The organism is Methylobacterium currus, assembly GCF_003058325.1.
In the GTDB taxonomy this organism is placed as follows: Bacteria; Pseudomonadota; Alphaproteobacteria; order Rhizobiales; family Beijerinckiaceae; genus Methylobacterium; species Methylobacterium currus.
On the sequence record NZ_CP028843.1, the window covers coordinates 4122858 to 4137702 of the forward strand.

General features: G+C 74.2%; 8 protein-coding genes. All 8 read left to right on the forward strand.

Going from position 1 to position 14845, the window contains the following annotated elements:
• The 8 genes from DA075_RS19250 to DA075_RS19285 all read left to right on the forward strand — a co-directional run bounded on the left by DA075_RS19250 (position 1) and on the right by DA075_RS19285 (position 14836).
• Entirely contained in the window at positions 1 to 3447 is a 3447-nt protein-coding gene (locus tag DA075_RS19250; protein ID WP_099954580.1) for a putative baseplate assembly protein, read from the forward strand.
• Position 3448: 1 nt separating this feature from the next.
• On the forward strand, positions 3449 to 5614 hold the full coding sequence (locus tag DA075_RS19255; protein ID WP_099954581.1) for a putative baseplate assembly protein: 2166 nt from the start codon (positions 3449 to 3451) through the stop codon (positions 5612 to 5614).
• Complete coding sequence (locus DA075_RS19260; RefSeq protein ID WP_099954582.1) at positions 5611 to 8256, forward strand: hypothetical protein; 2646 nt, start codon at positions 5611 to 5613, stop codon at positions 8254 to 8256. Before DA075_RS19255 ends, DA075_RS19260 begins: the two co-directional genes overlap by 4 nt.
• 2 nt (positions 8257 to 8258) lie before the next feature.
• Positions 8259 to 9176 (forward strand): hypothetical protein, encoded by a 918-nt coding sequence (locus DA075_RS19265; protein ID WP_099954583.1) that lies wholly within the window; start codon positions 8259 to 8261, stop codon positions 9174 to 9176.
• The gene (locus DA075_RS19270) at positions 9176 to 11332 is read left to right on the forward strand and encodes a phage tail protein (protein ID WP_099954584.1); all 2157 of its coding nucleotides are present in this window, start codon (positions 9176 to 9178) and stop codon (positions 11330 to 11332) included. Before DA075_RS19265 ends, DA075_RS19270 begins: the two co-directional genes overlap by 1 nt.
• Before the next feature lie 19 nt (positions 11333 to 11351).
• On the forward strand, positions 11352 to 12137 hold the full coding sequence (locus tag DA075_RS19275) for a hypothetical protein (RefSeq protein ID WP_099954585.1): 786 nt from the start codon (positions 11352 to 11354) through the stop codon (positions 12135 to 12137).
• Between the two features lie 11 nt (positions 12138 to 12148).
• Complete coding sequence (locus DA075_RS19280; RefSeq protein WP_099954586.1) at positions 12149 to 12889, forward strand: hypothetical protein; 741 nt, start codon at positions 12149 to 12151, stop codon at positions 12887 to 12889.
• Between the two features lie 264 nt (positions 12890 to 13153).
• On the forward strand, positions 13154 to 14836 hold the full coding sequence (locus DA075_RS19285; protein ID WP_210206991.1) for an eCIS core domain-containing protein: 1683 nt from the start codon (positions 13154 to 13156) through the stop codon (positions 14834 to 14836).
• The last annotated feature ends 9 nt before the right edge of the window (positions 14837 to 14845 follow it).

Genomic DNA, 14845 nt, shown 5'->3' on the forward strand with positions numbered 1-14845 from the left:
ATGACCGCCTGGCCCGCCCCCGTCCCGGACGAGCACGCCTTCGAGCAGGAGCTCGCCGCGCGCGCGGCCGGCTACGTTCCAGGCTGGACTCCCGGCGAGCTGGGACCGGGCCGCGCCATGACGGCGATCCTCGCGCATTACATGCGCGCCGTCGCCGCGCGACTGGAGCAGGCGCCGGAGAAGAATGCGTTCGCCCTGCTGGACCTCGCCGGCCTCGGCCCCGCGCCGCCGCAATCGGCGCGCGCGCCGATGATCTTCCGCCTGTCGAAGGACGCGGTCTCCGGGACGGCGCCGGCGGGCACGCCGGTCTCCGCGCCCCCGCCGCCCGGCCAGTCGAGCCCGATCGTGTTCGAGACCGAGCAGGCGGTCGGCCTCACGGCCGCGCGAGTGGCGCAGGTCGCGAGCCTGTGGCCGGAGCGCGACCAGTATATCGACCACACCGGCGAGCTCGCGGCGGGACGGCCGGCGCGGCTGTTCGCGCGCGATCTGCTCCAGCCGATCCCCCACCGGATCTACATCGCGCACCGGACCCTTCTCGCGCTCTCCGGCGCCGTCGACCTCGCGGTCGAGATCCGCCTGGCCCGGCCGAGCCCGGAGAACCTCGAGATCGACTGGCGCTACTGGGACGGCGAGGTGTGGCGCGGCTTCCTCGACCTCCCGGACGGGACGGGGAACGCCGAGGCGGACGCCCGATCCGATCACCACAGCGTCGACGGCACCGACGGGCTGCGCCGGACCGGGGTCGTCCGGCTGAGGGCGGCCTGCGCCCAGTCGGTCGAGACGGCGGTCGACGGCGTCTCCGGGTTCTGGATCCGCGGCAGCCTCGCCGAGCCCCTGCTGCCCGATCCGGACCTCACGGCCTCGACCGACCGCTCGACCGCGCTGCCGGCGATCGAGACCGTCCGCATCAGCGCGGTCTCCGTACGCCGGTTCGACGCGCAGCTCGACGTAAGGCCGATGGCCGGCCGGATCGGCGGGGCGGGCGTCCTGCTCGCCGCGACGGGCTCGATCTCCGGCATGAGCGGTCGCGTCGTCAACGAGGCCGAGGAGGCTCTGCGCGGGGCGATCGTTTCCCTTCGCCGCGCCGACGCGGACGCCGCCGTCTCGATCTCCCAGCCGACCGGCGACGACGGCTTCTTCCAGCTCGGCCTGCCGGACGCCGTGCAGGCGGGCGGCTATCTGCGCGTCACCTTCTCGGACGTGGTCGCCGAGATCCCGTTGCCGAGCCCGCTGCCCGACGCCTATGCACGCTCCGTGCTGACGGTTTCGCTGAAGGGCGCGACGCCCGACAAGGCCTTCGCCGACGGGACCGCGATCGATCTCTCGAAGCCGTTCCTGCCGTTCGGCGCGCAGCCGCAGCCCGGCTCGACCTTCGCCTTCGCGAGCGCCGAGATCTTCTCGAAGCCCGGCGCCGAGATGCGCATCTATCTGCCCCGCACCAAGGGCCCCCAGGACGTCGCTCCGCCCTCCGGCGCGAGCGCCATGCCGCATCGGCTCGCCTGGGAATACTGGAACGGCCGGGCATGGGCGCCGCTCGGCGTCGCCGGCGCGCAGGTCGGCCAGACGCTCGACTTCGCCCGCTCCGAGATCGTCGACGTCGTCGTGCCCGACGACATGGAGCCGGTCAGCCTGAACGACGTCGTGGCGCGCTGGATGCGCGTGCGGATCGTCAGCGGCGGCTACGGCTACAGGCAGACGATCGTGTGGCTCGGCGTCCACGAGCAGAGCAACGAGATGACGGTGACCGTGACGCAGCCGCCGGCGCTGGCGGCTGTCGCCATGGGCTATGTCTGGCAGCACGGTCCGTTCCGTCCCGAGCGGGTGCTGACCGAGAACGACTTCGCCTTCGCCGACCGGACGGAGGAGACGACCTGGCCGGGCCGGAGCTTCGAGCCCTTCACGCCGAGCGGGGACGCGGCGCCCACGCTCTATGTCGGCCTCGACGCGAGGCCGCCTGCCGACGTGCTCGCGCTGTTCCTCGACCTCGAGGAGGATCGGCGCGACCCGGTCGGCCCCTCGCTCGAATGGGAGTGCTTCGACGGCGGCGGGTGGCTCCGCCTGTCGGCGCGGGACGAGACCGGGAGCCTGCGTGCGCCCGGCATCGTCTCGCTGCTGGGCGCCGAGCGCTCCGTCGCGACGCCGCGCTTCGGCGCGCCGCTGCACTGGGTCCGGGCTCGCCTGCGGCGCAGCGAGGCGCCGGGTGCGCCGAGCCTCGCGGCGATCGCCCCGAACGCGGTCTGGGCGAGCGAGCGCCGCACCCTGCGCGACGTCGCGATCGGATCGAGCGACGGCACGCCGGGCCAGCGCTTCACGATCGCGCAGGTCCCGGTGCTCGCCGACGAATGGATCGAGGTGCGCGAGAGCCTCGGACCGCGGGCGCGCACCGACTGGCGCCTGATCGCGCGCCAGCTCGTGGGCATCGACGACGTCGCGGTCGCGGCGATCGGCGACGCGCTGAACCGCGCCTCGCCCGACCCGGATGTGGTCTACGGTCCGCTCCGGCTCCGGCGCGACGCCCAGCGGCAACCGGTCGAGGTCTGGGTCCGGTGGACCGGCGTCGCGAGCCTGCTCGCGGCCGGCCCCTCGGACCGCGTCTACGCGCTCGATCGGCTCCGGGGCCGGCTGTTCTTCGGCGATGGCCATCGCGGCCGCACGCCACCCGTGGGCGCGGCGATCCTGGCGCGGCGGCTCCAGACCGGCGGCGGCTCGCGGGGCAACCTGCCGGCCAGGGCGATCTCCCAGCTGATCGGCGCGGTCGCCGGCGCCGAGGAGGTCTACAACGTGAAGCCGTCCGAAGGCGGCTCGGACGGCGAATCCCCATCAGCCTTCCGCCGGCGTGGTCCGATGGCGCTCGCCCATCGCGGCCGGGCGGTGACGGCGCGCGACATCGAGGCGCTGGCGCTGGAGGCCTCCGCCGCCGTCGCCCTCGCCCGCGTGCTGCCGCTGCGCGGCGCCAACGGGCGCAGCCAGGCCGGCCGCTTGACCGTCGTGATCGTCCCCGCGAGCGCGGAGGCCCGGCCGTTCCCGACCCGGGACCTGCGCCAGCGCGTGCGCGACTACGTGGCGAGCCGCGCCTCCGCGACGCTCGGCGATCCGGAGGCGCTGACCGTGACCGGTCCCGACTATGCGCCGATCAGCGTCGCCGCGACGCTGGTCCCGCGGCTGTTCTCCGAGGCCGGCGACGTCGAGAGGGCGGCGCGCGCCGCGCTCGCCGCCTTCCTCCATCCACTCACCGGCGGCCCGGACGGACAGGGCTGGGACCTCGGCCGCGGCGTCCATCTCTCCGACATCGCCGCCGTCCTGGAGCGCGTGCCGGGGCTCGACCACGCCCGCGACGTCGCGCTGACGGCGGCCGGCATCCCGCAGGGCGGGTCCGCCGCCGTCGCGGCGGGCCGGATCGTCGCTGCGGGCGAGATCTCCTTCAGGCTCGAAGCGCGGGAGGTTTGAGATGCCGAATGCGCTCCCCAATCTCGACGACCGGCGCTGGGACGACCTCGTCCAGGACGCCGTCGCCCTCGTGCCGGTCCACGCGCCGGACTGGACCGACCACAACGCGCACGATCCCGGCGTCACGCTGATCGAGCTGTTCGCCTTCGTCACGGAACGCCAGATCTACCGCGTCAACCGCGTCCCCGAGGCGCGAAAACGGCGCATGCTCGGCCTCGCCGGGCTCGCGCCCCTGCCGCCGCGTTCCGCGCGCGTCGTCGCAGCGTTCTCGCTGGCCGAGGGGGCCGATCCCGTCGCCCTGCCGCCGACGACCGAGGGGTCGGCCGGCGGCGTTCCCGTCCGGCTGATGCAGGGCCTGACCGTCGCCGGGACCCGGATCGTCTCGCTGAGGCGCTCGGCCGGCGGCATCCTGACCGATCTGGCCGGCGCGCTCGGGCGCGGCGAGCGGCTGCCGCTGTTCGAGGCCGTCCCGGCCGCCGGCGACGCCGTCACGATCGCGCTGGAGAGCCGGGCCCGGCCGGGCGACCGGATCGCGCTCTACCTCCGGCTCCTGTCTCGCAAGTCCTCCCGCGACGAGCGCCGCCGGGCGATCGAGGACCGCCTCCGGCGCCGCGCCGCCTGCGCGCCGCCGCCCGACCCCTGCGGCGCGCGCCCGCGCCGGCCGCGCGGCGGACGGGTTTGCGGCTGCGACGACGCCCCGTCCCTTCGCTGCGAGGCGCTCGGCAAAGACGGCGACTGGCGGATGGTCGACATCGTCGACGGCACCCGCGGCCTGTCGCAGGACGGAGCCATCCTGCTGCGCGCAACCGGGGAGACGGATTCCGGACGCATCACGCTGCGCATCACGGCCACCGGCGGGGAGTGGGACAGTCCTCGGATGGCGATCGCGCTCGTGCCCGACGCGGTCGAGGCGGAGCAGTCGCGATCGATCTGGCACACGTTCCGGATCGCGCCGGGTGCGGAGGTGGCCGGCGTGCCGCCCGCGAGCGGCGAAAGGCGGCGTCTCGCGCTGGCGCTCGACCCGTCCGGCGCGATCGCACGGCTCGACTTCGACGCCGAGGGGCCCATCGCGATCGCCGTCCTCGAGTATGTCGCGCCCGGCCGGGAACCGGGGCGCGTCACGCTCGACATCGCGCCGCTGCGCATGGGCGACGGCGCCCCCTGGCAGGAATTCCGCCTCGTCCCCGACCCCGCCGTCGCGCTCGGGGCGTCCGTCTGGTCCCTCGAGGACGGCGGCTGGCGGAGCTGGCGCCCGCGCCCCGACTTCTTCGGTTCGGGTCCCGGAGACGCCGACTGGACGGAAGACCCCGACGGCCGGGCCCGCTTCGGCGACGGCGCCGAGGGCCGCGTCCTGCCGGACGGCGCCTGGGCCCTCGCGCGCCTGCGCGCGACGCTGGCCGGGGGCGGCGCGATCGCGGAGGGGGCGGCGCTGTCGCTCGCCGCGACCCCGCGCAACGCCGCGCTGCTCGGCGACGTCGCGGCGGTCGCGGCGAGGCTCGGTCCGAGCGCCGTCGCGGCCACGCTGGAAGCCGGGCGCGACCGCGAGCCGCTCGCCGACGCGATCCTGCGGGAGGCGTCCGGGCGCGAGACGACCGGGCGCGCGATCACCGCGCCGGACTTCGCACGGCTGGCGCTGGACGCGCCCGGCCGCGACGTCGCCCGGGCGATCCCGCGGGCCGACCTGCACCCCTCGCTCGTCTCCGCCAAGGCGCCCGGCCTGGTGACGGTGGTCGTCGTGCCGAACCGCCCGGGACCGCGCCCGCGACCGAGCGCCGGCCTGCTCAGCGCGGTGCGCCGGCGCCTCGACGAGCGCCGGCTGCTCGGGACCGGCCTGCGCGTCGTCGGACCGGATTACCGCGAGGTCGCTTGCCGCGCGCGCCTGCGCGCTCGGCCGCAGGCCGCGATCGAGCCGCTGAGGGCCCGCGCCGCGGCCGCGCTGGACCGCTTCCTCGATCCGCTGACCGGTGGTGCGGACGGCGGCGGCTGGCCGCTCGGCCGCGACGTCTACCGGGCCGAGATCATGGCGCTGCTCGACGCGATCGACGGCGTGGACCACGTGCTGGCGCTCGAACTCGACATCGACGGCACGCCGTCCTGCGGCGACGCCTGCATCGGCCCGCTCGCGCTCATCGCGCCGGGCGCTCACCGGATCGAGGCGGTGCGATGACGAGACGTCCCGAACACCTCGAATCCGTCCGCTATCTCGAGGGCGACCTGCTGCGGGCCGGCGGCCTCGACGCCGCGGCCGCGAGCCGGGACGAGTTGCGCTGGTGGCACAATCGCGCCTGCCACAGGCCCTACGGGATCGCGTTCGGGCTCGAGGCGAGCCTCGGGACCACCGCCGACGGACGCGTCGGCGTCACCGCGCAGAAGGGCCTCGCCTACGACGCCTACGGCCGCGAACTCATCCTCGCCGCGCCTGCGACGATCGCCGCTCCGGACGACCTCGCGGAGGCGGAGATCGTCGAGCTCGCGCTGACCGCCCCGGAGGCACGCGACGCCGGCGGCCGGCCGGAGACGCCGTGGCCCTGCGAGGCAGGCGCGCCGGCGCCGAGCGCCGGTCTCGTCTGGATGCGCGGACGCGCCGGCCGGCGGATCGATCCTGTCCTCGCCCGGCTCACGCGGAGCGGCGAGACCGTCCGGCTCGACGAGGATTTCCGGCCGTTCCGCAGCCGCGGGATGCGGCGGCCGCGCATCGCGCGGGGCGAAACCTCGCAGCTCTCGACCAACTGGGAGCGCTGGACCGTCGCGATCACCGACGCCGATGGCGTGCTCCGACTCGTCGTCGCCGGGGTCCAGACCAGGATCGACACGCGCGCGGCGGGCTTTTCGGGTGATCCGGAGGCCGGGGCCGCGCCCGTCTACCTCGCGAGCGCGAACTGGCCGGCGGAGGCGCAGAAAAGCCCGCTCGCCGTCTTCGGACACGTCGCCGACGCGACCGCCGACGGCTTCACCTACCGCCTGCTGCTGTGGGGCATCGCCCGCCGCGACGTCCGCGTCGCGACGGCCTTCGCGCGCGTCCGCTCGATCGGCGAGGACCGGCGCGAGGTCGGGACGAGAGGGGGGGCGGGCTTCCTGGCGAGGGCGGACGCCGTGACGCGGCTGCTTCCCGTCGCGGCCAGGGCGATCCGGGTGGAGGAGGTCTCGGGATCGAGCGTCACGCTCGCGGCGGCGCTGAAGCTCGAGGCGAAGACGACGCTGGGCGCCTTCCGCCGTCCGGGCTTCGCCAGGGCGATGGGGATCAGCGCCGCCCGCGTCAGCCTGGATCTGACGAACGGCGCCGACCTCTCGGCCGGCGACGTCCTCGTGCGGCCGGGCGACCCGCCGCCATTCGCGGTGCCGGTCGAGATCGCCTCGGTCTTCGGCTCGACCGTCACGCTCGCGACGGCCGCGACGGCCTGGCGGCGGAACATGGTGCTCTTTCGCCTCGCCGACGCCGCGCTCGTCGTCTCCGTGGAGGGCGGTACGGTGACCCTCGACCAGCGCGCCTCCGTCGCGGCGGGCGACGTCGTCTACTTCGCCCCGGACGGAGAGGCCGAGCAGGCCGCGCGGCTGGCCTCGGTCGAGGGGGCGACACTGACCCTCGCCGCGGGGAGCGCGACGCCGAAGGTCGGCGCCCGGCTCCGCTTGCCCGAGGGAGAGTTCAGGATCCGCCGTGTCGTCCCGGCCGCGGTGACGCTCGAGGTGGACGACGCCTCGCCGTTCCGCGCCGCCGACGGGATCGCGACGGCGAAGGGCGCATGGGCGCTGGTCACGGCCGTCAACGGGACCGTGCTCTCGCTCTCCCGCCCGCTGGACGGGGTCGACGCGGGCGACGCGGTCGCCCGGATGATGGTCTCGGGCCGCACCTCGGTCGTCGAGATCGCGGCCGACGGCGTCACCATGCGGGTTGGCTCCACGCTCGGCCTCGCGGTCGGACAGCCGGTGGCGGCGCTCGTCGACGACGTCCGCCAGGACCTCGGCGCCGTCGAGCTGATCGTCGGCGACCGGGTGAGGCTGAACCAGCGCCTCCCGATCGCGCCCGGCGCGGTCGTCGTCTCGCTGAGGCCGCCGGCCGCGGGCCGGGCCACCTTCGTCTCGGCGGACGGCCGCGACGTCATGCTCGAAGGAGGGGTGGTCGGTCCGACGGCGCTGCTCTGCGCGGCGGAAGCCGGCAGCACGGCGTGCGCGACCGTCCGGTCCGTCACGGACGGGACGATCAGGCTCGACCGGGAGCTCGGAGTCGGCGTCGGCGACGCGGTCTGCGAGCTCGAGGTGCTGGCGCCGTTCGAGGCGTCCCCGTCCGACTCCGGCGACGAACTCGTGGTCGACGATCCCGGCGACCTGAGGCCGAGCGACGTGGTCGGCGTCGTCGAGCGCTGGGTCTCCCGCGCCGAGGACCGGCCGGTCGCAAGCGCCCGTGACGGGATGCTGTCGCTCCAGGATCCGCTCGACGGTCTCGTCGCGGGCGACATGCTCGGGCTTGCGGACCTGTCGCTCCAGCGGCCGGTGCTGCGCCTGGCCGACGTCGAGGGCGTCGCCGAGGGGGACGCGCTCACGCTGAGCGGCGTCGATGCCCGGACCGGCGAGACCAGGCTCGCCCCCGCCTTCGTCTCCTCGGTCGCGCATGACCTGGGGCTCGTCGCGCTCCGACTCGACGGCCTCGCCGAGGGCGACCGGTTGCGCCCGGAGAGCGTGCGGCTCGGCTTCGACTACAATGCCCGCGTCGCCGACACCTTCCCCGCCGACGCGCGGCGCGACGGCCTGTTCGTGTCGTGGCTCGGCGTCGAGCGCGGCGACGTCGACCTCGCAACCGCTCCGGAGGGCTGAGCATGCAGGACCCCATCGGCCTGTCGATCGCGGGCGAGCGTCTCCGCTTCTTCTCCAGCCAGCGACTGCTCGCCTCGGATCTGGAAAGCCTTGAAGCCAGCGGCCGCGAGCTGCGCTGGCTGCACAACCGCTCGCTCCATCAGCCCGGGGTGGCGAGCGGCTTCGCCATTACGGGCGAGAAGGGCGCACGGGAGGTCACCGTCGGCCCCGGCTACGCGATCGACGCCTTCGGCCGCGAGATCGTCCTGACGGAGACGCGGACGATCGCCGTGCCGCCGGTGGCGGCGGGCGCCGACGGCAAGGCGGTCGCCTTCGACCTCGCCGCCACCTATCCGGGCGACGACCTCGACACCACCGAGACGCGGCGCAGCTTCTGCGGCGGCCCCGAGGCGGTCCGGCAGCGCGAGGTCCCGAGCTTTCAATGGGTCGACGTGCTGCGTCCGAGCGACCTGCTGCGCGAGCTCCTGTCCGCGCAGAGGATCGCGCTCGGCCGCGTCGAGGTGCTGAACTGCAAGCTCGCCTCCCGGGTCTCCCTCGAGCGCCGGAGGGAGGCGAAGCCCTCGGCCTATCCCTTCATCGCGGCGGGCTCGACCGGCGTGGAGGCGTGGACGTATCCGGCCGCGCCGACGGCCTTCGGCATCGAACTGACCGCCGAGGTGGATGCCGGTGCCGCCGGCTTCCACGGGGCGCCCCACTATCTCGTCAGCGTGGTCGGGGACCGCAGGATCGACATCGACGGCGCGTCCTTCCTGCTCGACGGCTTTGCAAGCGTCTCCAAGGCGAAGGCGACGGGCTTCACGCTCTCGGTGCTGCTGCCGACGATGCTGATCGCGGCCTCCGGCGCCGGGGCGGCGGAGATCCTCGGGCGCATCCGCGGCAGGCTGCCATGGCGCATCGAATGGGTGGGGGTCGAGAACTGATGGGCCAGGCTGACTTCCGCCACCTCAACCGCGAGGGCCGATGGCTCGGCTGGCGCTTGAGCAACGTGACGGTCGACGGCGACGGCCGGGCAACGCTGACGCCCCTCGCGGCGGGGCCGGGCGTGACGGCACCCGCCGGGGAAGTGCCGGCGCCGGCGGGCGTTCTCAAGAGCGGGAACGGCGCGCTGTGGTGGAGTTCGCCGGCGACAGGAACGCTGTGCCGGATCGGCCCCTGCGGGGACGACGACGCGTCCCGCGCCGGCCCGGAGCTGGTCGAGCCGCGAGGCCTCGCGGCGGCGCGGGAGAGAGGGCTCGTCTGGCTCGCCGATCCGGGCCTGTCCCGGGTGCTGCTGCTTCGCTCCGACGGCTCGCTGGTGCAGACGGTCGGCGCGCCCGGCGCGCCCGGAGGCCCCGGCGCGCCGCCAGGGACGCTGTCGGGTCCATCCGACGTCGAGACCGACGCGCGCGGCGCGGTCTACGTCCTCGATCCGCCGAACGCGCGGATCCAAAAGTTCTCGCCGACGGGTCAGGTCCGGAGCGCCTTCTGGCGCCGGATGCGCGACGACGGACTGGTTCGCGACCCGCGGGCGATCGCTTCCCGCGACGGACCGGACGGCTTCGAGCTGCTGGTGCTGGACGGCGCTGCGCGCGCGGTCTTTGCCTTCGACGAAGCCGGCGTCCCGGTCGGCGGCGACGGCCGGCCGCTCGACCTCGGCGCGGCGGGTGCTCCGACCGCGATCTGCGCGTCGGGCCGGCTGCTCTACGTCGGCGACGCCGCGCGCAATGCCATCCTCGCCTTCCGGCTCGATGGCGGCGAACCGGCCTTCGCCGGAACCGTCCCCGGCTATGCCGGACCGGTATCGGCGCTTTCGGCCGGTGCGGACGGTGACGTCTGGGCTCTCGGCGCGGGCGGTCAGCCGGTCCGCCTCGCAGCCTCCGGCGGCTTCGGGACCCGCGGCGCGATGTGGACCGGGCCGGTGAGCGCCCGCGAGCCACAGCTGGTCTGGAGCCGGCTGAGGTCGACGATCGACCCGCTCGGGGAGCATTCCGCCTTCCGGATCTACGTCGCGACGAGCCGCGGCGCGGACGCGCCTCCGGTCGATCCGGCCGCGCCCGAACCCTTCGGCCCTCCCTGGCGTGCGTTCGCCCCCAATGTTGCGGCCGGCTATATCGGCGCCGAGCCGGCGCCGAACCTGTGGGTCGGGATCGTGCTGTCCGGCGACGGGCGCGGCTCGCCGCAGCTCTCGCAGCTGCGCGTCGAGTACAACCAGCTCAGCTACCTGCCGCTGCTGCCCCGGATCTACCGGGAGCCGTCGCTGCGGGAAACGGACCGCGACGACTTCCTGCTGCGCTTCCTGTCGCTGGTCGAGAGCTTTGTGGACGACGCGAGCGGGGCGATCGCGTCGCTCGACCGGCTGTTCGCGGCGGATGGCGCCCCGCCCGAGGCTCTGCCCTGGCTCGCCGAACTGCTCGGGCTCGCGCCTGCCGAGGACTGGAGCGTCGCGAAGCTGAGGCGCGCCGTCGCCGGAGCGAGCGCCGCCGACGCCCTGCGCGGCACGGCGGCAGGGCTGGGAAGCTCCCTCATCGAGGCCATCGGCGGCGTCGCGCCCGTCATCGAGGACGGCGCCGGCGCCGGGATCTGGATCGCGCCGGGCGCGGCCTCTTCGGACGACGCCGGTGGCTCCTGCGGCGGTAGCTGCGGGTGTGGCGGGGCCTGTGACGGCGCCGGCGACGGTGAGCGGACATGGATCGACAGCGACGACGCGCGGCTCGGCTTCACGACCTACCTCGCGGCGGTCGAGCCCTACGGCGCCGTGCTCGACGTCTCCGCGACGCTCGACCACACGCATCTCATCGACGAGGACGCGGTGTTCGAGCCGCTATTCGCGGAGACCGCGAGCCGCGTGTCGATCCGGCTGCCGCCCGGCGCGCTGACCGAGGAGCACGAGGCGGCGATCCGGGCCGTGCTGGCGCGGGAGGGCCCGGCGCATGTGAGCTTCGAGATCCGTTCCGCCGCAGCCGGAGGCCGCCTCGGCCTCGCGATGCTCGGCGTCGAGACGGTCCTCGGCGGACCGCCGCCGCCCGCGGCGCTGGGCGGCGCGCCGCGCGGCCGCGTCGGCCAGGGCCTCGAGGTCGGACGGGCGGCGACCTTGTGAACAGGAGCAGGAGGGCGCGATGACCATGCGGCTCAAGGACAACGGCGGAGGAGGCGCGCTCGTGTCCTTCACCCGCACCCGCTTCTTCCACGGACAGCTTCTGGAGGCGCACCACCTCGAGGACGAGCAGTTCTACCTCAACGGCAAGCGGCGGCTGATCAACCGGCTCGTCAACGGCCACGGGGTCGTCGCCGGGCTGAACGTCGCGGTCGACCCGTCCGGCGTCAAGGTCGTGGTCTCGCCCGGCTTCGCGCTGGACAAGGCCGGACGCGAGATCGTCGTGCCGCGCGCGACGCCGTCCGAGGAGATCGCGCCGCGCCCGAACGGCGAGGATGGCCTGCCGAGACCCGAGGAGCATTGCCAGAACGACGAGGACTGGGTGCACGTGGTGCTGTGCTTCCATGAATGCCTGTCCGCGCCGGAAAGGAGTTTCATCGGCGCCTGCGACTGCGAGACCGAGTGCGAGCACGCGGCCGTCCGCGAGCGCTTCGAGATCCGCATCGAGGAGGGCCGCGCCAGGGGGCCGGACCTCGAATGCTCGATCCGCGACGCCGTGATCGGCTCGCGCATCCGCTACGAGGAGCTCGTCAACTGGGTGACGACCCGCGGGCTCGAGATTCCGGCCGACGTTTGCATCCCGCTCGCGAACGTCCTGAGGCCCCCGGCGGGCGGGAGCATCGACAACGGCTCGATCGACATCAACGTCCGCCCGATCGTCTACGGCGCCGACCTGCTGTTCGAGCTGATCTGCGGGCTGGTCAACACGAACGACGAGCAGAGCCGGCCGCGCGGCGGCAAGCGCTGAGGAGGCGGACGATGACCGACATGACCCATTCCGCCACGTCGCTGAAGGGGACGAGCCGCGCGTTCGAGCGCCCGCGCTACTTTCCGCGCCAGCTGATCACGCCGGACGACATGAACCTCGCGCAGGACTACGTCCGCAACCGGATGCGCCGGCACAACCGATTGCTGCACGGCTGGGGCGTCGTCTGCGGTGCGATCGTCCAGCCAGGCAAGGATCCCTGGACCGTGGTCATTGCGCCGGGCTTCGTGCTCGGCCCCTACGGCGACGAGATCAGCATCGACCAGCCGGTCACCTTCGACGTCCGGCTGCGCTGCAAGCCGGTCCCGGAGAGCGGCGGATGCCCGCCCTCCGCCGATCCATGGTGCAACGAGGTGGCGGACCCCGCGCCGACCGAAGGCCAGACGCTGTTCGTCGCCGTCCGCTACGCCGAGTTCCCGGCCCGGCCGGTGCGGTCCTCCGGCTGCGGCTGCGGCGGGGACGAGTGCGAGTACAGCCGCTGGCGCGACGGCTACGAGATCTGCGTGCTGGACGAGTGCCCGCCCTCGCACATCCGCGACGACGGCCAGGGCGAAGGCGGCTCCCGGTCGAACAAGCCTCCGGTCTGCGAATGCCCGACCGACCCGTGGGTCGTGCTCGCGCGCGTCACCGCGGGCCGGGACGGAAGCCTGACGGTCGAGACATGCGCCTGCCGCAGGCACGTCGTCAGCCATGCCGGCGAATGGTGGGCCTGCCAGGAGGCGCAGGACGGCTGAGCCATGCGGACGCCCGCGCCCATCCGGACGGTCAAGCCGGGTCGCGCGCCGGCCGACCGCGCACGGACGTACGGCGTCGGCGCGGAGGGCCCGAAGCCAGACGGACCTGCTGGCCGGCCAGGGAACCGCGCGCTCTACCACGCGCTCCGCTCCGCCCCTCCGGTGCGGGCGCCGTCGGGCGGCCAATCTCACGAGGTCGCGGCTCCGCGTCCGTCCGGTGCGTCGCACCTGCTGGAAGCGGAGGCGCGCCGGGCCTCGCGCGCGGTGCTGGACGGCGCGCGGCCGGTCACCCTCGGGGCGATCGCGCCCGGACCGGCCGCGACCTTGGCCGACGGCGCGCCGCGCGCCGGAGAGCCGATGAGCGCGACGCTCCGGGCCCGGCTGGAACCGGCGCTCGGATCGTCCCTCGCCGCCGCGCGCCTTCACACGGGCCCTCGGGCGGACGCCGTCGCGCGCGCTCACGAGGCCCGGGCTGTGACGGTCGGCTCGGACATCTATTTCGCGGAGGGGCAGTACATGCCGGACGCACCGCAGGGTCTCGCCCTGATCGCCCACGAGGCGGCGCACGTCGTGCAGGCGCGGCGGCTGCCCGCGGGAGCGCCCGCGCCCGCCCTCGCCTCGTCCTGGCGCGATGCAGCGGAGGAATGGGCCGCCGAGAAAAAGGCCCAGGCCTCCGAGTGGTACGACCGCGAGAAATGGGACGTCTACCGCGCCATGATCGCTGCGCTCAGGGGCGCGAAGGGGACCGGGATCGGCCAGGTCCGGGCTCTCCTCGCCGACGTCTCCGCGGAGATGCGGCCTGTCGCCGGGACCCTCGTCGACGTGCTCGATTTCGTTCTCGACATGGTCATCGCGCTCCTGCTCGCGGTGATCGGCATGGTCGTCGGCTTCGTCGAGGGCATCGCCGGCATGATCGCCGGCCTCATCACGCTTGCCTACAAGGCGCTCGCGATGGCCGCGGACTTCATGCTGGCGCTCGCCGGCAGGCCCGACGCCTTCCGGAAGGACGTCGACGGCCTCGTCAGGGCGTTGCGAGCCCTGCCGGGGGCCTTGAAGGCCGCGATCGACGCGTGGCTGGAGAAATGGCGAAAGGCGACGCCCGATGAGCAGGTGGTCATGGGGGGCGAACTCGTCGGCCAGATCGCGGCCTTCATCGCGACCTTCTCCGTCTCGGGCGCGAAGGCCGGCGGCCTGAAGCTGACGGTCCCGGTTCCCAGACTCGCCGCGCTCGCCGACGGATCGGTTCAGCTGGGCGTGGCGACGGCGGCGGTTCCGACGATCGCTCCCCGCCTCGCCGCCGAGGGAGCGGTCATCGGCAGTCAGGCTTTGGCCATGACGGCTCACGGCCCGACGGGGTCCAGTGGCGGCGGATCGTCCGGCGGCGGAGGCGCGCCTCGGGAAACCGGACCGCTGGCCGGGATGACGGACGCAGAGTTCGAGAAGGCCTGGGCCGAATTGAAGCCGGCCGGCGAGCATATCAGCGATCTCCTCGTGCACGAGCAGCAGGCCGAGGCGCTCAGCGAGCTGCGCCGGCTCAAGGGAGATCCGACGCTCAAAGGGCTGCCCGGCAAGACGCCGAAGGGTGAGGCCGTCAACCCGAGCCCCGGCTACCAGTCGGCGCATCTGGCGCCGCAATCGCTCTTCATCACCCGCAACGGGAAGCTGCTGCACGGCTACGACCCGAGCAAGATGGTCACGCGGCTGCTGCCGACCGGAAAAGGGCATTCCCACACGCTGTTCGACCAGTTCTGGCAACGGGAATTCAAGGCGATGTCCGGAACGCACACGACCGTCGCCGAGGCCGAGAAGGTGCTCATGCGCGCCGCGCGCCAATCCGGAGCGTTCTCCCCCGCCGAAGCGGAGTCGATGGCCGCGCTCATCCAGAACGACTTCCGCTTTCAGCTCGGCCTGAAAGACACGGACGTCGTGCGCATTCCGGGAAAGTGAGGGAGCTGG